This is a genomic window from Pseudomonas synxantha BG33R (assembly GCF_000263715.2).
Lineage (GTDB): Bacteria > Pseudomonadota > Gammaproteobacteria > Pseudomonadales > Pseudomonadaceae > Aquipseudomonas > Aquipseudomonas synxantha_A.
Genome location: NZ_CM001514.1, coordinates 5,977,641 through 5,994,762, shown reverse-complemented (window position 1 = coordinate 5,994,762; position 17,122 = coordinate 5,977,641). Strand labels below are relative to the sequence as shown.

Sequence of the window (17,122 nt, the reverse complement as noted above, 5' to 3'; positions counted from 1 at the left end):
CCGACCCTAAGCCTGTGGCGCTTCTTCAATGCCGCCACCGCTTAAACGGTATGCAGGTACCAGTTGTACTCAAGGTCGGAGATGGAGTGTTCAAACTCTTCCAGCTCACTTTCCTTACAGGCAACAAAGATATCGATGTATTTAGGATCGATGTACTTGGCCATCACCTCGCTGTCGTCCAACTCGCGCAGGGCATCGCGCAGGTTGTTCGGCAGGCTTTGCTCGTTCTGCTCGTAGCTGTTGCCTTCCACCGGAGCGCCCGGTTCGATCTTGTTGGTCAGACCGTGGTGTACACCCGCCAGGACCGAAGCCATCAGCAGATAAGGGTTGGCATCGGCACCGGCCACGCGGTGTTCGATACGCACGGCATCGGACGAGCCGGTGGGGACGCGAATGGCTACGGTGCGGTTGTCCAGGCCCCAGCACGGCGAGTTCGGCACATAGAACTGCGCGCCGAAACGACGGTAGGAGTTGACGTTGGGGCACAGGAACGCCATTTGGGCGGGCAGGGTCTCCAGCACACCGCCGATCGCGTGACGCAATGCGGCGTTCTGCTCGGGATCCTCGCTGGCAAAGATGTTCTTGCCGTCCTTGTCCAGAATGGAGATGTGTACGTGCAACCCATTGCCTGCCTGCCCTGGGTAAGGCTTGGCCATGAAGGTGGTGTCCATCTCATGGTCGTAGGCGATGTTCTTGATCAGGCGCTTGAGCAGTACTGCGTAGTCGCAGGCCTTGATCGGGTCGGCCACGTGGTGCAGGTTCACTTCGAACTGCGCCGGGGCACTTTCCTTGACGATGGCATCGGCCGGAATGCCTTGCTCCTTGGCACCTTCCAGAATGTCCTGGAGGCAGTCGACGTATTCGTCGAGGTCGTCGATCAGGTAGACCTGTGTCGAGTGCGGGCGTTTGCCGGAGATCGGCGAGCGGGGCGGTTGTGGGCGGCCGTTCACGTTCTCCTGGTCGATCAGGTAGAACTCAAGCTCGAAGGCGGCGCAGATGGTCAGACCGAGGTCGTCAAACTTGCTTACAACTTGGCGGAGCACTTCGCGCGGGTCGGCGAAGAAAGGTTCACCTTCAAGTTCGTGCATGGTCATCAGCAATTGCGCGGTAGGGCGCTTTTGCCAGGGTTCATTGCACAGGGTGTCGGGGATTGGATAACAGATTCGGTCAGCATCACCGATGTCCAGGCCCAGGCCGGTGCTTTCCACCGTCGAGCCATTGATATCCAGGGCAAATAAAGAGGCAGGCAGGTTAATGCCCTTCTCGTAAACCTTGTGGAGGCTGGTGCGTTCGATGCGCTTGCCGCGCACCACACCATTCATATCCGCAATTAGAAGGTCTACGTACAGAACCTCAGGATGATCCTTAAGGAACGCGTTCGCTTCGTTAAGCTGAACGGCACGCGGGGGTACCGACATGATGCAACACCTTTGTTGTTAAAAATATCAATCATTGATCTTTTCTGGTTTCAGTCAACCCGAACGGCTTGCCGAAGTCAAGCGAGGCATTTTTTGCCCTAAAAAAGCGCCATGAAGGCTTTTTTGGGGCTTTTTGGGGCGGTTTTTTGGGTTTAAAGGTCTTTGGACCTGCAGGCTTGAGCGGGCCGTGTTGTATTTTTTACGGGGGTGTTGTGTAAAAAAATGAACAAGGCTAAGCTCGATTCAAACCCATAACAGCAATAATACCGGGGTGCTTCATGTTTCACCTGCCGCCATTCGGCGTCTCTGCGTGCTTGCGCCACACATTGTGCGCAGTCCGTTCGTCCCGCGTGAATGCTCACGCACCGGCCAATATTCTTGACGGCCCGTCCGACCTCCTCTTTGCCAACGCCTGCGCCACCCACCCGCCCATATTCGCCGTGCCGATCATGATTCTGCACAACTTTGGCGTGAGGAATGCAACCCATGGGCAAATGGCAGGTAAGCTCCTACCCTGAATGAACAAACGACGCGGATGCTGCGTCAACCAACGCCTGGCTTTTAACGGATGCCAGGAAACCCAGCCCAGAGGCATTTATGAGTAACAACCTCGACCAGCTCACCGATTGGTTGAAAGACCACAAGATCACAGAAGTCGAATGCATGATTGGCGACCTCACCGGTATTACCCGGGGCAAGATCTCGCCGACCAACAAGTTCATCGCCGAAAAAGGCATGCGCCTGCCCGAAAGCGTTCTGTTGCAGACCGTGACCGGCGACTATGTCGAGGACGACATCTATTACGAATTGCTCGACCCGGCCGACATCGACATGATCTGCCGCCCCGACCAGAACGCGGTATTCCTGGTGCCCTGGGCCATCGAGCCGACTGCCCAGGTGATCCACGACACCTACGACAAGCAAGGCAACCCGATCGAGCTGTCGCCGCGCAACGTGCTCAAGAAAGTCCTCAAACTCTACTCCGACCGCGGCTGGCAGCCCATCGTGGCGCCGGAGATGGAGTTCTACCTGACCAAGCGTTGCGAAGACCCGGACTTTCCGCTGCAACCGCCGATTGGCCGTTCCGGGCGCCCGGAGACTGGCCGCCAGTCTTTCTCTATAGAAGCAGCCAACGAATTCGACCCGCTGTTCGAAGACGTCTACGACTGGTGCGAACTGCAGGAGCTGGACCTCGACACCCTGATCCACGAAGACGGTACCGCACAGATGGAAATCAACTTCCGTCACGGCGATGCCCTGTCCCTGGCCGACCAGATCCTGGTGTTCAAGCGCACCATGCGTGAAGCCGCGCTCAAGCACGACGTGGCTGCCACCTTCATGGCCAAGCCGATGACCGGCGAGCCCGGCAGCGCGATGCACCTGCACCAGAGCATCATCGACATCGCCACCGGCAAGAACGTCTTCTCCAATGAAGATGGGACCATGAGCCAGCTGTTTCTCAACCACATTGGTGGCCTGCAGAAGTTCATACCTGAATTGCTGCCGCTGTTCGCCCCGAACGTGAACTCGTTCCGCCGCTTCCTGCCCGACACCTCGGCGCCGGTGAACGTGGAGTGGGGCGAAGAGAACCGCACCGTCGGCCTGCGCGTACCGGATGCCGGCCCACAGAACCGCCGCGTGGAGAACCGCCTGCCGGGCGCCGATGCCAACCCCTACCTGGCGATTGCCGCCAGCCTGCTGTGCGGCTACATCGGCATGGTCGAAGGCCACAACCCGAGCGCGCCAGTAGTCGGCCGTGGTTACGAGCGCCGCAACCTGCGCTTGCCGTTGACCATCGAAGATGCCCTTGAGCGTATGGAAAACAGCAAGACCATCGAGAAATACCTGGGGCAAAAGTTCATCACAGGCTACGTCGCGGTCAAGCGGGCCGAGCATGAAAACTTCAAGCGCGTGATCAGTTCGTGGGAGCGGGAATTCCTGCTCTTCGCCGTCTGATGCGCCGGGCGCGTCCTTCAAACGGCGCGCCCTTCACTGAAAAGTCTAGGAGATTGGTATGTCCAGCAACAACCCGCAAACCCGTGAATGGCAAGCCTTGAGCAATGATCACCACCTGGCGCCGTTCAGCGATTTCAAGCAATTGAAAGAGAAAGGCCCAAGGATCATCACCAAAGCCCACGGTGTTTACCTGTGGGACAGCGAAGGCAACAAGATCCTCGACGGCATGGCCGGCCTGTGGTGCGTGGCGATCGGCTATGGTCGCGACGAACTGGCTGACGCCGCCGCCAAACAGATGAAAGAGCTGCCGTACTACAACCTGTTCTTCCAGACCGCTCACCCGCCGGTGCTTGAACTGGCCAAAGTCATTTCCGAAGTCGCGCCCGCCGGCATGAACCATGTGTTCTTCACCGGCTCCGGCTCCGAAGGCAACGACACCATGTTGCGCATGGTCCGCCACTACTGGGCGATCAAGGGCCAGCCGAACAAGAAAACCATCATTGCCCGCAAGAACGGCTACCACGGTTCTACCATGGCCGGCGCCAGCCTGGGTGGCATGACCTATATGCATGAGCAGGGCGACCTGCCTATCCCGGGCATCACCCACATCGCTCAACCCTACTGGTTTGGCGAAGGCGGCGACATGAGCCCTGAAGAGTTCGGGATCTGGGCCGCCAACCAGCTGGAAGAGAAGATTCTGGAGTTGGGCGTGGACAACGTCGGCGCCTTTATCGCCGAGCCGATCCAGGGAGCTGGTGGCGTGATCGTGCCACCCGCCACCTACTGGCCGCGCATCAAGGAAATTCTCGCCAAGTACGACATCCTGTTTGTCGCCGACGAAGTGATCTGCGGTTTCGGCCGTACCGGTGAGTGGTTCGGTAGCGATTTCTACGACCTCAAGCCACACATGATGACCATCGCCAAGGGGCTGACCTCAGGCTACGTGCCCATGGGCGGCCTGATCGTGCGCGACGAAGTGGTGGCGGTGCTCAACGAAGGGGGCGATTTCAACCACGGTTTTACCTACTCCGGCCACCCGGTCGCCGCGGCTGTGGCCCTGGAAAACATCCGTATCCTGCGCGATGAAAAAATCGTCAGCCGTGTACACGACGAAACGGCACCGTATTTGCAGAAACGTCTGAGGGAGCTGGCTGACCACCCGCTGGTGGGCGAAGTGCGCGGCGTGGGTATGCTCGGTGCGATCGAGCTGGTGCAGGACAAGGCCACGCGCAAGCGTCATGAAGGCAAGGGCGCCGGCATGATCTGCCGAACCTTCTGCTTCGAGAATGGCCTGATCATGCGCGCCGTGGGCGACACCATGATCATTTCGCCGCCGCTGGTGATCAGCCAGGCAGAAATCGACGAGCTGGTGACCAAGGCCCGTCATTGCCTGGACCTGACGTTGGCGGCATTGCAGGGCTGAGTAGATAAATGCGGGGGCCGGTTGAAAGCGGGCCCCTGAACTTGCCAGACTGTCGTCCTGTTTTGTTGCCCTTTGGCTGGGCCCGAAACATAAACAATGTGCGGCCCAAAAAAGAAAAATCGGAGCATCACCCAATGAAGGCATTAGGTTTGAAAAACGCTGGCAAGACCCTCCTCGCCTTGTCCCTGATGGGCGCAATGGCGGGCGCGGCCCAGGCAGACAATAAAGTGCTGCACGTGTACAACTGGTCTGACTACATTGCACCGGACACCATCGCCAACTTTGAAAAAGAGTCGGGTATCAAGGTGGTGTACGACGTGTTCGACAGCAACGAGACCCTGGAAGCCAAGTTGCTGGCAGGCAAGTCCGGCTACGACATCGTCGTGCCGTCGAACAACTTCCTGGCCAAGCAGATCAAGGCCGGCGTGTACCAGGAGCTGGACACGTCCAAGCTGCCTAACTACAGCAACCTGAACAAATCCCTGCTCAAGGCCGTGTCGGTCAGCGACCCGGACAACAAGCACGCGTTCCCCTACATGTGGGGTTCGATCGGCATCGGCTACAACCCGGAGAAGGTCAAGGCCGCGCTGGGCGTGGACAAGATCGATTCGTGGGATGTGCTGATGAAGCCGGAAAACATCGCCAAGCTGAAAAGCTGCGGCGTGAGCTTCCTCGACTCGCCAACCGAAATGCTGCCAATCGCGCTGCATTACCTGGGCCTGCCGACCGACAGCCAGAAGAAAGCCGATCTCAAGCAGGCTGAAGACCTGTTCTTGAAGATCCGTCCTTCAATCGGCTATTTCCACTCGTCCAAGTACATCTCCGACCTTGCCAACGGCAATATCTGCGTAGCCGTGGGTTACTCGGGTGACATTCAGCAAGCCAAGTCCCGTGCAGCTGAAGCCGGTGGCAAAGTCAAAGTGGCCTACGACATTCCGAAAGAAGGCGCCGGCAGCTTCTTCGACATGGTCGCTATCCCTAAGGATGCCGAAAACGTCGAGGCCGCCTACACCTTCATGAACTACCTGCTCAAGCCCGAAGTCATGGCGTCGATCACCAACAGCGTGCGTTTCCCGAACGGTAACGAGAAGGCCACCGCACTGGTCGATAAAGACATCACCAGCGACCCGGGCATCTACCCGTCGGCGGACGTGCAGGCCAAGCTCTACGCGATTGCCGACTTGCCGGCCGCGACCCAGCGTGAAATGACCCGTAGCTGGACCAAGATCAAGTCGGGCAAGTAAGCCCTGGCAGCTGTGGGAGGGGGGTAAGCCCCTCTCCCACAAATTAGATCAAAGAAAGTTTTGCCGGATCGGTTTATCGAGGGTAAGTTGCGCGCCGGTTTTGTTGCCGGGCAACAACTTTGGGCCCAACTATTTAAGAGGACCTCCACTTGCCAATTTCTTTATTTCGCAAAGCCTTGCTGGTGGGTGCAGGTATCACGCTGGCTGTCAGCGTGCAGGCCGCATCGACGGTGCATGTTTATAACTGGTCGGACTACATCGGCCCCGACACCCTGGCCAACTTTGAAAAGGCCACCGGCATCAAGCCCGTGTATGACGTGTTTGATTCCAACGAAACCCTGGAAGGCAAGTTGCTCGCCGGGCGTACCGGCTATGACGTGGTCGTGCCGTCCAACCATTTCCTCGGCAAGCAGATCAAGGCCGGGGCGTTCCAGAAGCTCGACAAGTCACTGCTGACAAACTACGCCAACCTCGACCCGGCCCTGCTCAAGCGCCTGGAAAAGAACGACCCGGGCAACCAGTACGCGGTGCCGTACCTGTGGGGCACCAACGGCATTGGCTACAACGTCGATAAGGTCAAGGAAGTGCTGGGCGTCGACCATATCGATTCCTGGGCGGTGTTGTTCGAACCGGAAAACATGAAGAAGCTCGCCACCTGCGGTGTGTCGTTCATGGATTCGGCCGATGAAATGCTGCCGGCAGTGCTCAACTACATGGGCCTGGACCCTAACAGCACCAACCCGGCCGACTACAAGAAGGCCGAAGAGAAGCTGCTCAAAGTGCGGCCCTACGTGACTTACTTCCACTCCTCCAAATACATCTCGGACCTGGCCAACGGCAACATCTGCGTGGCTGCCGGTTTCTCCGGTGATGTGTTCCAGGCCAAGGCCCGCGCGGCCGAGGCGGGCAAGGGCGTGAACATCGCCTACGCAATTCCCAAGGAAGGCGGCAACCTCTGGTTTGACGTACTGGCGATCCCCAAGGATGCGAGCAACGTTAAAGAGGCTCATGCCTTCATCAACTATTTGCTGCAACCTGAGGTGATCGCCCAGGTCAGTGATTACGTCGGTTACGCCAACCCTAACCCCGGGGCGGACAAGCTGATGGAACAATCGATACGCACCGACGCAGCGGTTTACCCACCGCAGGCGGTTCTCGAGCGGACATTCGTCAACTTCGAGCTACCCCCGAAAGTGCAGCGTTTAATGACCCGTAGCTGGACCAAGGTCAAGACGGGCAAGTAAGGCTCAAACTATCCAAGGCTGGCCCGTATTGGGCGAGCTGCACTCTTTTTTTGGGAGTTTCGTAAATGGCAGTTGCCTCCGGCGCCTATAAGAAAGCCCTCGAGGGCGACCAGACACCGAAAAAGGTGTTGGTCAAAATCGACCGGGTCACGAAGAAGTTCGACGAGACGATTGCGGTGGACGATGTGTCCCTGGAAATCAAGAAAGGCGAGATCTTCGCCTTGCTCGGCGGTTCGGGTTCAGGCAAGTCCACCTTGCTGCGTATGCTCGCAGGTTTCGAGCGCCCAACCGAAGGCCGCATCTATCTGGACGGCGTGGACATTACCGACATGCCGCCCTACGAGCGGCCGATCAACATGATGTTCCAGTCCTATGCGCTGTTCCCGCACATGACCGTGGCGCAGAACATCGCGTTCGGCCTGCAGCAGGACAAGATCCCCAAGACCGAAGTCGACGCCCGCGTGGCCGAGATGCTCAAGCTGGTGCAGATGAGCCAATACGCCAAGCGCAAGCCGCACCAGCTGTCCGGCGGCCAGCGCCAGCGTGTAGCCCTGGCCCGTTCCCTGGCCAAGCGCCCCAAACTCTTGCTGCTCGATGAGCCGATGGGCGCTCTGGACAAGAAGCTGCGCTCGCAGATGCAGCTGGAGCTTGTAGAGATCATCGAGCGCGTCGGCGTGACGTGCGTGATGGTGACCCACGACCAGGAAGAGGCCATGACCATGGCCGAGCGTATCGCGATCATGCACCTGGGCTGGATCGCCCAGATCGGCAGCCCGATCGACATCTACGAAACCCCTACCAGCCGCCTGGTGTGCGAGTTCATCGGCAACGTGAACATCTTCGACACCCAGGTGGTGGACGACGCCGAAGGCCATGCGGTGCTCAAGTGCCCGGACCTGGATCGCGACATCTACGTGGGCTACGGCATCGCTACTTCGGTGGAAGACAAGTCGGTGACCTACGCGATTCGCCCGGAAAAACTGCTGGTCACCACCGAAATGCCGACCTGCGAGCACAACTGGTCCAGCGGCAAGGTGCACGATATTGCCTACCTGGGCGGCCACTCGGTGTTCTACGTGGAGTTGCCGAGCGGCAAGCTGGTGCAGTCCTTCGTCGCCAACGCCGAACGCCGTGGCCAGCGCCCAACCTGGGGCGATCAGGTTTACGTGTGGTGGGAAGACGACAGCGGCGTGGTACTTCGCTCATGAACATGAAGAAATTCAAGCGGCGCTTGGATCGCATAATCCCCAATGGCAAGCAGGTGGTCATCGGGATTCCATTCCTCTGGCTGTTTCTGTTTTTCGCACTGCCGTTTTTCATCGTATTGAAAATCAGCTTTGCCGAAGCCGACGTGGCGATCCCGCCCTATACCGAGATCTACACCTACGTTGAGCAAAAGCTGCAAGTGGTGCTGAACCTGGCCAACTACAGCCTGTTGGCGGGCGACGAGTTGTACATCGCCGCCTACCTGGGCTCGTTGAAGATGGCGTTCTTCAGCACGCTGCTGTGCCTGCTGATCGGCTACCCGATGGCCTACGCCATCGCCACGGCGCGCAAAGAGATGCAGACCGTGCTGGTGCTGCTGATCATGATGCCGACCTGGACCGCGATCCTGATCCGCGTGTATGCGTGGATGGGCATCCTCAGCAACAACGGCTTGCTCAACGGCTTCCTGATGTCCATGGGGCTGATCAGCGAACCGTTGCAGATCCTCAACACCAACATCGCGGTGTATATCGGCGTGGTCTACTCGTACCTGCCGTTCATGATCCTGCCGCTTTACGCCAACCTGGTCAAACACGACCAAAGCCTGCTGGAAGCTGCCTCCGACCTCGGTTCGAGCACCTTCAACAGCTTCTGGAAAATCACCGTGCCGCTGTCCAAGAACGGCATCATCGCCGGCTGCATGTTGGTGTTCATCCCGGTGGTGGGCGAGTTCGTGATTCCTGAACTGCTCGGCGGCCCGGAAACCCTGATGATCGGTAAAGTGTTGTGGCAGGAATTCTTCAACAACCGTGACTGGCCGGTGGCTTCTGCCTTGGCCGTGGTGATGCTGGCGATCCTGATCGTGCCGATCATTCTGTTCAACCGCAGCCAGGCCAAAGAGCTGGAGGGCAAGATATGAAGCGCTTTCGTTTCTCCAGCTTCATGCTGGTCGCAGGCTTGTTGTTTATCTACCTGCCGATGTTGATCCTGGTGATCTACTCGTTCAACGAATCCAAGCTGGTGACGGTGTGGGGCGGTTGGTCGATCAAGTGGTACGTGGGCCTGCTGGACAACACCCAATTGATGGGCTCGGTGGCCCGTTCCCTGGAAATCGCCTGCTACACGGCGGTGGCCGCGGTGGCGCTGGGCACGTTGGCGGCCTTTGTGCTCACGCGTATCAGCCAGTTCAAGGGCCGTACGCTGTTCGGCGGCCTGGTGACGGCGCCGCTGGTGATGCCGGAAGTGATCACCGGCCTGTCGCTGTTGCTGCTGTTCGTGGCCATGGCGCAGATGATCGGCTGGCCCCAGGAGCGTGGCATCGTCACCATCTGGATCGCGCACACGACGTTCTGTGCGGCGTATGTGGCGGTGGTGGTGTCGGCGCGCTTGCGTGAGCTTGATTTGTCGATCGAAGAAGCCGCGATGGATTTGGGCGCGAGGCCGTGGAAGGTGTTCTTCCTGATCACCATCCCGATGATCGCGCCGTCGCTGGCGGCGGGCGGCATGATGTCCTTTGCGCTGTCCCTGGATGACCTGGTACTGGCCAGCTTTGTGTCGGGCCCGGGTTCCACCACCTTGCCGATGGAAGTGTTCTCGGCGGTGCGCCTTGGGGTTAAACCCGAGATCAACGCGGTGGCGAGCCTGATCCTGTTGGCGGTGTCGTTGGTGACCTTCCTGGTGTGGTTCTTCAGCCGCCGGGCCGAAGAGCATCGCAAGAAGGCCATCCAGCAAGCCATCGAAGAAGCTGCAGCGGATGGCTGGCAACAGCCGGACAAGCGCCGCGCGCCTGCACCGGTCTAACTGCCGGAATGCGCTAAAAAATGTGGGAGCTGGCTTGCCAGCTCCCACATTTGATTGCATTTCAAGTCAACTATGCAGCCCATGGCGACGTGCGAATCACCTGCACAAAATTCATCGGCCTGAACCCCGGCTCCTGGTCCACCAGCACATCGGTCTTCACGTTGCCAAACGTGGTCTGCGGGCGATGGCGCAAGCCGTCGGCGAAGGCGCAGATGATGCACTCCTTGAACCCTTCACCGCGTGGATGCGCATGCACCACCGCTTCGCGCTGCACCGTGGAAAATGCGGCGTAGTCCATGCCCAGCACGTCCATCTCCACCCCGGCGGTCACCAGCGCCACGGTGGGGCGCAGGTGTTGCGGCACACCCGGCGTGGTGTGCAGGGCGATGGACAGCCACACTTGTTCGATATCGTCATCGCTCAGCCCGTAAGGCTTGAGGAACGCGGCGGCGGCATTGGCACCGTCCACTTCGAAACGCTGGTCGTCACTGCGATGACCTTCCACCAGGCCCAGGTCGTGGAACATTGCGCCGACATACAGCAGCTCCGGGTTGTAGGCCAGTTGTTTGCGCTCTCCGCTCAAGGCGCCGAACAGGAATACCCGGCGCGAGTGGTGGTACAGCAGGTCGGATTCGATGTCGCGGATGTATTCAGTGGTGGCCCTGGCCAAGGCGCTGTCGGGGATTTTGATGCCGGCGATGGTGGTTTTCATGGTGGTGCTCCTCTGGAAAGCATCCAGTCTGTTCGCGCTTGGGCGACGCAGCTATCGAGACGAGGGCGCGTTTTCGGCCAATGTGCTGCCACATCGCGCCAAGGCTGCGCGCGATCTAATGTGTGTGTGGCTTGCCTGCGATAGCATCACCTCGGTATACCTGATGAGCCCAGTTGTCTGCATCGCAGGCAAGCCAGCTCCCACAGGGTTTTGCGTCAGCCCAGAGATAAAGGTCTCCCATGCACAAAACCGTCGCGATCCTGATCTTCCCCGGCGTCCAGTCACTGGACGTGACCGGGCCCATGGATGTGTTCTGCGAGGCCAACCGCTTCCTGGCGCCCGACGATCACTACCAACTGGAGGTTATCGGCTTCGGTCACGGTTCTATGGCTGCCTCCAACGGCCTGTCCTTGCAGGCGCACAAACACTACAGCGAAGCCCGGCAGCCCTACGACCTGTTGCTGGTAGCGGGCGGCCCGCAACTGCCTTTCGAAGATTTCGGCCCTCAGTTTGATGAGTGGCTGCGCGGTGCCGCTGCCAGGGCACAGCGCTTCGGCTCGATCTGCAACGGCGCCTTCATGCTGGCCCGCGCCGGTCTGCTGGACGGTAAAACCGTCACTACCCACTGGAATGACGCCGCCAGCCTGGCGCGCCTGTGCCCTTCTGCCCAGGTCGAGGCCGACCGTCTCTATGTGCAGGACGGCAACCTCTACACCTCGGCCGGGGTCACGGCGGGTATCGATCTTTCGCTGTACCTGCTGGCCCAGGATCACGGCCCGGAAGTGGCGCTGTGCGTGGCCAAGCGCCTGGTGGTGTTCACTCAACGCTCGGGCGGGCAATCGCAATTCAGCCCGTTTCTCACACCCCATGCCGAGGCCACTTCTGCGGTGGCGCTGGTGCAGTTGTACGTGCTGGCCAACCTGACCGGGGATTTAACCATTGCCGATTTGGCCAGGGCGGCCAATATGAGTGCGCGCAATTTCTCCCGGGTGTTCGCCCGTGAAGCGCGGATCACGCCGGCGGAATTTGTCGAGAGAGCGCGGGTGGATGCGGCGCGGGTGATGCTCGAAAGCAGCCAGGCGCCGCTCAAGACGGTGGCCTATCAATGCGGATTTCGCGACGCCCAGCACATGCGCAGCGTGTTCAATCGCCGCCTGGGCGTCACGCCGCAACAGTTCAGGCTTAACTTTGCGGCGCCGGTGTAGCGATAGACAGCTATCTGGCAGGCAACAATTTCAAGGTGCCTCGGGTATTGGCTGTCACTTCCTCATCACTGAAATGCGCCTGCTCATACCCGCCTTCGATATAGCTTTGCGCCTGATCACCATAGTGAGTATCAAACGGTACGCCGCTTTGCCCCACTGGGTTGATGGTCAGTGCGTGGGCAGGGTCGGCGAAGTCGATCAGGCGCCGTGTCGAAGGCCCATAGGTCACCGGCCATGGCGCCGGTCCGATCGCGGCGGTCTGGTTGTTCGGCACTTCGTGGCTGCCCGGTGCGGCGAACGGGCCGACGTTGAAGAGCTTATCCAGCGGTTTCTGCATGCCTAGCGGATGACCATGGGTCAAGGTGTGCGCCTTGCCCCACTGCCACTGCGCCGGGTCGTCGCCGAAGGTCGTCTTGAGGTGGGCCAGGCTGTTGTCCCAGGCGAGCTTGACGATATCCGCGCGCTTGCCCTCCCACCAGGGTGAGTCCGCCGAGGCTGCCAGGCGTGGCAACGCCGCGTCGATCACGCGGGTGGTGATCAGGGTCTTGAACAGTGCATCGCCCAGCTTCGGGTGGAAGGTCGCATCGGCAAGGTTGAACAGGAACTGGTTGAACAGCGTGGCGCTGGTGGAGTCCAGCGGGTAGTCGCCTTTCCAGCTTGCGAGCTGTTCCACCAGCTTGAGTTGAGCCGGGTCCTTGATCCCTTCGCGCAGCACCGGCAGCAGCGGTGCGAGCAGGCGTGGGCCGTAGGCGGTGGTGGTGCCCAGTTGCAAAGCCTGGCTGTTGCTTACATCCCACTTCACGCTGTTGTCGCTCAACTGCGCGTTCAACTGCTGGCCACGGTCCGCGAGGTTGTAATAGCCCGGGATCTCCATGCCGGTGGGCGAGACCGGTTGGGCGTTGGCGGAGACCACATAGCCACGTGCCGGGTTCTCTTCCTGGGGGTTGGCGCTGAACGGGTAGAAGCCCAACTTGTCGGCCTGGGTGGTGCTGCCATCGAGGATGAACGCCGGGTTGACGCCGGCCGGGCGGATCGGCAACTGCGCTGCCGCCCACCAGCCGATATCGCCCTTGGCATTGGCCCATATGATGTTCAGGCCCGGTGCCGACACCTTGGCGGCCGCGGCACGTGCCTTGGCCAGGGTATCGGCGCGGTTGAGTTGGTAGAAGCCTTCGAGGATCGGGTTTTCGGTGTCCAGGAACGCCCACCACATGGCAATTGGCGTGCTGCCCGCGTTCTCGCCGAGCACGTCATTGATGATCGGGCCGTGGGGCGAACGGCGCAGCGTGAGGGTCACCGGCGCCTGGCCCTTGACCTGGATCTGTTGCTCGCTGCTGGTCATGTCGACCCATTGGCCGTGATACCAGACCTGGTTGGGGTTGTCCGGGTTGACCTTCTCGGCGACCAGATCAAGGTCGTCGTTCTGGAACATGGTCAGGCTCCAGCCGAAGTCCAGGTTGTGCCCCAGGAACGCCACCGGCACCAGCGCGTTGTGATAGCCGTACAGCTCAAAGCCTGGCGCCGACAGCTGCGCCTCGTACCACACCGATGGCACCGAGAAGCGGATATGCGGGTCACCCGCCAGCAACGGCTTGCCGCTTTTGGTATGGCTGCCGCTGACGGCCCAGGCGTTGCTGCCCTCGAACTGCGGCAGGCCGTTGTCGGCCAGGGCCTGCTCACTCAGGGCGGCGATGGCGCCGAGGGTTTGCCAGTCACTGGCCGCCAGGTTGAGCGCACCCTTGGGTTGCCAGTCGAGATCGAACACTTTCAGGTAGTCGCTGCCCAGATGGTCGCGTACGTAAGTCAGCACCGGCTCGGTACGAAAGGCGGCGGCAAAGCTGTAAGCCATGTACCCGGCGACGCTGATGCTGTCCTCGACGGTAAAGCGGCGCTTGGGGATGCCCAGCACGTCGAACTCCATGGGGCTGGCGTGGCTGTCCTGATATTGGTTGATCCCGTCCAGATAGGCTTGCAGGGCTTTGGACGACGCTGAATCGGGGTCCATGTGCTCTGCGTAGCTCAAGGCGCGCTCACGAATGCGCAGGCTGCGAAACAGCTTGTCGGTTTCAAGCAGTTTGGGCCCCAGCACTTCGGCCAGTTCGCCACGGGCCAGGCGCCGCATGACCTCCATCTGGAACAGCCGGTCCTGGGCATGCACATAGCCCAGGGCGCGGTACAGGTCAGCCTCGTTCTCGGCACGGATATGCGGTACGCCACGGTCGTCGTAGCGCACCGTGACCGAGCTTTGCAGGTGGGCCAGCGGCACTGTGCCCTGACGCGTGGGCTGCTTGCTGTAGACATACCAACCGGCGCCGAGGGCGACCAGCGCAATCAGCACCGCGAAAATCTGCAAGACGCGCTTCATGAACATTCCTTACCAGAGTGGACGGGCTACAGATCCTTAGGCCACGAACAATAGCAGCCTACCGCGAGGGTGTGAGTGGCATTCACTTCGCGTCCGGTTCCAAGGGCCTTGAGAATGGGTTCGATAAAACTGTTGCTGGCATTGCACGTCAGCCCTTCGCTGTAGGGGCCGAAATAGGCCAGCTTGCCTGTGCGGTCCCAGATGCCTACGGCCGGGCTGGCGGGTATCCGATCGGCGCCAGGCAGGGCGTCGAGGATTTTCATGTGGCGCAGGTTGTCGGGCAGGGTGCCGTGGCTACCGGCTTTTTGCAGGGCGTAAAACTCGACCCCTTGGGGCTCGTACTGCTCGATCAGTTCACCCAGGTGTTGCTGGTTGCCGACATTGCACGGGCAGGCCGGGTCCCAGAAGTGCACCAGGCGAATCGGGCCAGGGCCGCTGAGGGCGGCGGGCAGTTGCAGCGCGTCGCCGGAAAATACCGCCGTGTGTTCGCTGAAGGCGCGCAGGTAGCGGCCCTGGAACCAGTCATACGCGGCCCACAGCACGCCGGCGCAGATAACCAGGATCAGGCTGGCGAACAGGGCGTTGCGGTAGGGCGGTCGCATTCAGAGGTATCCTCGCAGGTCGCGTAGCTTGCCATGCTTGTCCTGACAGATGAATATCGCAGCTCGATATTCATCTTCACCGCCAGTCTGGAAGCCTTTATGCCCGTCACCTTTGACCCTGATCATCTGCGCGAAAGCCTGCGGCCCCTGGTGGACGCGCAACCGCTTAGCGCCGAGGCAAGGGTCTATCAACGTTTCTATGGGCTTGACCTGGCCGCTCGCAAGGTGCCGGCGGTGAGCCGGTTGGGGCGCCTGGAGGTGGGCGAGTTTGAAGTGGTGGCCCAGGTGTGGTGGCCGCCTGCGCCGGTGGCAACGATGTTCATGTTCCACGGTTTCTACGACCACATGGGGTTGTACCGCCATGTGGTGGATTGGGCGCTGGACCAGGGCTTTGTGGTGATCGCCTGCGACTTGCCGGGCCACGGCTTGTCCAGCGGCCCGCGCGCCAGCATCGATGAGTTTGCGGTGTACCAGAGCGTGGTGCAGGCGTTGTTCGCTGAGGCCAAGGCGCTGCAATTGCCGCAACCCTGGCACCTGTTCGGGCAAAGCACCGGCGGCGCCATTGTGGTGGATCACTTGCTCAACCACGGCGCCGACAGCCCGGCCCAGGGCAAGACCTTCCTGCTCTCACCGCTGGTGCGGCCGCGTGCCTGGGGATGGTCGCAGGTCAGCTATTACCTGCTGCGCCCGTTCGTCAAAGGCATCGCCCGACGCTTCAGCGATAACTCCAACGACCCTGCGTTCAAACCGTTCCTTGAAGCCGACCCACTGCAGCCGCGCCAATTGCCCACCGCTTGGGTAGGGGCGCTGGCGCGCTGGATCAAACGCATCGAAGCCGCACCCCGCAGCCCACGGCGGCCGGTGATCGTGCAGGGTGAGGAAGATATGACGGTGGATTGGCAACACAATTTGCAGGTGCTACGCGGTAAGTTCGACCGGCCCGAGGTGTTGATGCTGCCGCGGGGCAGGCATCACCTGGCCAATGAGATTCCAGAGATTCGTAATGAGTACTTCAAGTACCTCACCGATCACCTGAACTAACGCATTTTAAATGTGGGAGGGGGCTTGCCCCCGATTGCGGTGTGTCAGTCATATATCTGGTGACTGACACTCTGCTATCGGGAGCAAGCCCCCTCCCACAATTACTGCGTCAGGCTTGAGGTGCTTTGGCCGACAGCCAGCCCTGCGCGAATGGCTGCCAGGGCCGCCTGGTAATACGCCTTACCTTCCGGCGATTCGGCAAACGTAGCGAACTCTTCCAGCTCCGGGTCGGACAAATCCCGGTAGACGTACAACAGCGTGTTGTTCAGGTCCTTGTCGATTTGTTGCATCAACCGTTCGCGCTGCCCATTCAACATGCCTTGGGCCTGACCGCCGCCAAGCAAGCCGGGGATCATCTGGCTCAAGCTGTCGGCCGCCACACCGGCAATCGCCAGGCTGACTTCTGCACCGGCCTCGCGGGCGGGCAGGGCTTGGGCCAGATGGCCGATGATCAGGCTGCGGGTGGCGTCGGCCTGGATTTTCGGCAAGCCCTGGGCGTTTTTCGCCAACTGGTCGCGGCGCGTGGCCAGCAATTCTGCAGCGACGATCTTGCGGCCCAGGGGCGATTGGAAGAACGCCAGGGCCGGTTTCGGGTTGGCCAGGTGCTTGCGCAGTTGCGCCTCGGCACGCTGATCCATGGCTTGGGCGCCAAAGCGCTTATTGCTGTTGTCCACCAGCGCCTGATACACCACCGGCGGCAGGCTATTGCGGTAGCGTTGCTGGGCGGCACTGAGGGCGTCATTGAAATGCGCACGTTGTTCGGCCCAGCCGGCAACCTTGTACAACTGGTCATGGCTGTCTGCCCAGGCGGGCAAAACGCAGAACATCAACACGGTAAAAAACAAACGACGCATATGGACTCCTGTCAGTCGGCCACTATTGTCCGTGTCGGGCGTAGGATTTGTC

Annotated in this window: 14 protein-coding genes; 9 read left to right on the top strand and 5 right to left on the bottom strand. The window is 60.3% G+C overall.

The window, feature by feature from the left end; translation table 11 throughout:
• Positions 1 to 41 precede the first annotated feature (41 nt).
• Positions 42 to 1,418, bottom strand: coding sequence for a glutamine synthetase family protein (locus PSEBG33_RS01355; protein ID WP_003213894.1), 1,377 nt, complete (start codon positions 1,416 to 1,418; stop codon positions 42 to 44).
• Positions 1,419 to 2,015: 597 nt separating this feature from the next.
• Between PSEBG33_RS01355 and PSEBG33_RS01360 the strand changes: the two genes are divergently transcribed.
• The 7 genes from PSEBG33_RS01360 to PSEBG33_RS01390 all read left to right on the top strand — a co-directional run bounded on the left by PSEBG33_RS01360 (position 2,016) and on the right by PSEBG33_RS01390 (position 10,291).
• Positions 2,016 to 3,374 carry a glutamine synthetase family protein gene (locus tag PSEBG33_RS01360; RefSeq protein WP_003195249.1) on the top strand — a complete coding sequence of 453 codons (1,359 nt, stop codon included), beginning with the start codon at positions 2,016 to 2,018 and terminating at the stop codon, positions 3,372 to 3,374.
• Between the two features lie 58 nt (positions 3,375 to 3,432).
• A complete protein-coding gene (locus PSEBG33_RS01365; protein WP_005792357.1) occupies positions 3,433 to 4,797 on the top strand; it encodes an aspartate aminotransferase family protein in 1,365 nt (454 codons plus the stop codon).
• Between the two features lie 149 nt (positions 4,798 to 4,946).
• Positions 4,947 to 6,041, top strand: a complete 1,095-nt coding sequence (locus PSEBG33_RS01370) for a polyamine ABC transporter substrate-binding protein (RefSeq protein ID WP_032803992.1) — start codon at positions 4,947 to 4,949, stop codon at positions 6,039 to 6,041.
• Positions 6,042 to 6,190: 149 nt separating this feature from the next.
• On the top strand, positions 6,191 to 7,285 hold the full coding sequence (locus PSEBG33_RS01375; RefSeq protein ID WP_005792355.1) for a polyamine ABC transporter substrate-binding protein: 1,095 nt from the start codon (positions 6,191 to 6,193) through the stop codon (positions 7,283 to 7,285).
• 65 nt (positions 7,286 to 7,350) lie between these two features.
• The gene (locus tag PSEBG33_RS01380) at positions 7,351 to 8,493 is read left to right on the top strand and encodes an ABC transporter ATP-binding protein (RefSeq protein ID WP_005792354.1); all 1,143 of its coding nucleotides are present in this window, start codon (positions 7,351 to 7,353) and stop codon (positions 8,491 to 8,493) included.
• Positions 8,490 to 9,410, top strand: a complete 921-nt coding sequence (locus PSEBG33_RS01385; protein ID WP_005792353.1) for an ABC transporter permease subunit — start codon at positions 8,490 to 8,492, stop codon at positions 9,408 to 9,410. Before PSEBG33_RS01380 ends, PSEBG33_RS01385 begins: the two co-directional genes overlap by 4 nt.
• Entirely contained in the window at positions 9,407 to 10,291 is an 885-nt protein-coding gene (locus PSEBG33_RS01390) for an ABC transporter permease subunit (RefSeq protein ID WP_003195236.1), read from the top strand. The genes PSEBG33_RS01385 and PSEBG33_RS01390 overlap by 4 nt, the downstream gene beginning before the upstream one ends.
• A gap of 70 nt (positions 10,292 to 10,361) precedes the next feature.
• Here the strand turns inward: PSEBG33_RS01390 and PSEBG33_RS01395 are convergent, their stop codons facing one another.
• Positions 10,362 to 11,003, bottom strand: a complete 642-nt coding sequence (locus tag PSEBG33_RS01395; protein ID WP_005792351.1) for an HD domain-containing protein — start codon at positions 11,001 to 11,003, stop codon at positions 10,362 to 10,364.
• A 239-nt stretch (positions 11,004 to 11,242) separates the two neighbouring features.
• Here PSEBG33_RS01395 and PSEBG33_RS01400 point away from each other — a divergent pair, with 239 nt between their 5' ends.
• Positions 11,243 to 12,208 (top strand): GlxA family transcriptional regulator, encoded by a 966-nt coding sequence (locus tag PSEBG33_RS01400; RefSeq protein ID WP_005792350.1) that lies wholly within the window; start codon positions 11,243 to 11,245, stop codon positions 12,206 to 12,208.
• A 10-nt stretch (positions 12,209 to 12,218) separates the two neighbouring features.
• On the opposite strand, the gene PSEBG33_RS01405 is transcribed toward PSEBG33_RS01400, so the two are convergent.
• Both PSEBG33_RS01405 and PSEBG33_RS01410 read right to left on the bottom strand, forming a co-directional pair.
• Positions 12,219 to 14,573 (bottom strand): penicillin acylase family protein, encoded by a 2,355-nt coding sequence (locus PSEBG33_RS01405; RefSeq protein WP_005792349.1) that lies wholly within the window; start codon positions 14,571 to 14,573, stop codon positions 12,219 to 12,221.
• Between the two features lie 26 nt (positions 14,574 to 14,599).
• Positions 14,600 to 15,175: a DUF6436 domain-containing protein gene (locus tag PSEBG33_RS01410; protein WP_005792348.1), complete on the bottom strand. Its 576-nt coding sequence runs from the start codon at positions 15,173 to 15,175 to the stop codon at positions 14,600 to 14,602.
• Positions 15,176 to 15,274: 99 nt separating this feature from the next.
• Here PSEBG33_RS01410 and PSEBG33_RS01415 point away from each other — a divergent pair, with 99 nt between their 5' ends.
• Complete coding sequence (locus tag PSEBG33_RS01415) at positions 15,275 to 16,216, top strand: alpha/beta hydrolase (protein ID WP_005792347.1); 942 nt, start codon at positions 15,275 to 15,277, stop codon at positions 16,214 to 16,216.
• A gap of 101 nt (positions 16,217 to 16,317) precedes the next feature.
• Here the strand turns inward: PSEBG33_RS01415 and PSEBG33_RS01420 are convergent, their stop codons facing one another.
• Positions 16,318 to 17,070 (bottom strand): DUF2059 domain-containing protein, encoded by a 753-nt coding sequence (locus tag PSEBG33_RS01420; RefSeq protein ID WP_005792346.1) that lies wholly within the window; start codon positions 17,068 to 17,070, stop codon positions 16,318 to 16,320.
• Between the last annotated feature and the right edge of the window lie 52 nt (positions 17,071 to 17,122).

Bases quoted from the DNA above. Each gene is read 5' to 3' on its own strand.
- PSEBG33_RS01415 (WP_005792347.1), top strand. From the start codon at position 15,275: ATGCCCGTCACCTTTGACCCTGATCATCTGCGCGAAAGCCTGCGGCCC.
- PSEBG33_RS01365 (WP_005792357.1), top strand. From the start codon at position 3,433: ATGTCCAGCAACAACCCGCAAACCCGTGAATGGCAAGCCTTGAGCAAT.
- PSEBG33_RS01380 (WP_005792354.1), top strand. From the start codon at position 7,351: ATGGCAGTTGCCTCCGGCGCCTATAAGAAAGCCCTCGAGGGCGACCAG.
- PSEBG33_RS01390 (WP_003195236.1), top strand. From the start codon at position 9,407: ATGAAGCGCTTTCGTTTCTCCAGCTTCATGCTGGTCGCAGGCTTGTTG.
- PSEBG33_RS01355 (WP_003213894.1), bottom strand. From the start codon at position 1,418: ATGTCGGTACCCCCGCGTGCCGTTCAGCTTAACGAAGCGAACGCGTTC.
- PSEBG33_RS01405 (WP_005792349.1), bottom strand. From the start codon at position 14,573: ATGAAGCGCGTCTTGCAGATTTTCGCGGTGCTGATTGCGCTGGTCGCC.
- PSEBG33_RS01420 (WP_005792346.1), bottom strand. From the start codon at position 17,070: ATGCGTCGTTTGTTTTTTACCGTGTTGATGTTCTGCGTTTTGCCCGCC.
- PSEBG33_RS01410 (WP_005792348.1), bottom strand. From the start codon at position 15,175: ATGCGACCGCCCTACCGCAACGCCCTGTTCGCCAGCCTGATCCTGGTT.
- PSEBG33_RS01400 (WP_005792350.1), top strand. From the start codon at position 11,243: ATGCACAAAACCGTCGCGATCCTGATCTTCCCCGGCGTCCAGTCACTG.
- PSEBG33_RS01395 (WP_005792351.1), bottom strand. From the start codon at position 11,003: ATGAAAACCACCATCGCCGGCATCAAAATCCCCGACAGCGCCTTGGCC.
- PSEBG33_RS01360 (WP_003195249.1), top strand. From the start codon at position 2,016: ATGAGTAACAACCTCGACCAGCTCACCGATTGGTTGAAAGACCACAAG.
- PSEBG33_RS01385 (WP_005792353.1), top strand. From the start codon at position 8,490: ATGAACATGAAGAAATTCAAGCGGCGCTTGGATCGCATAATCCCCAAT.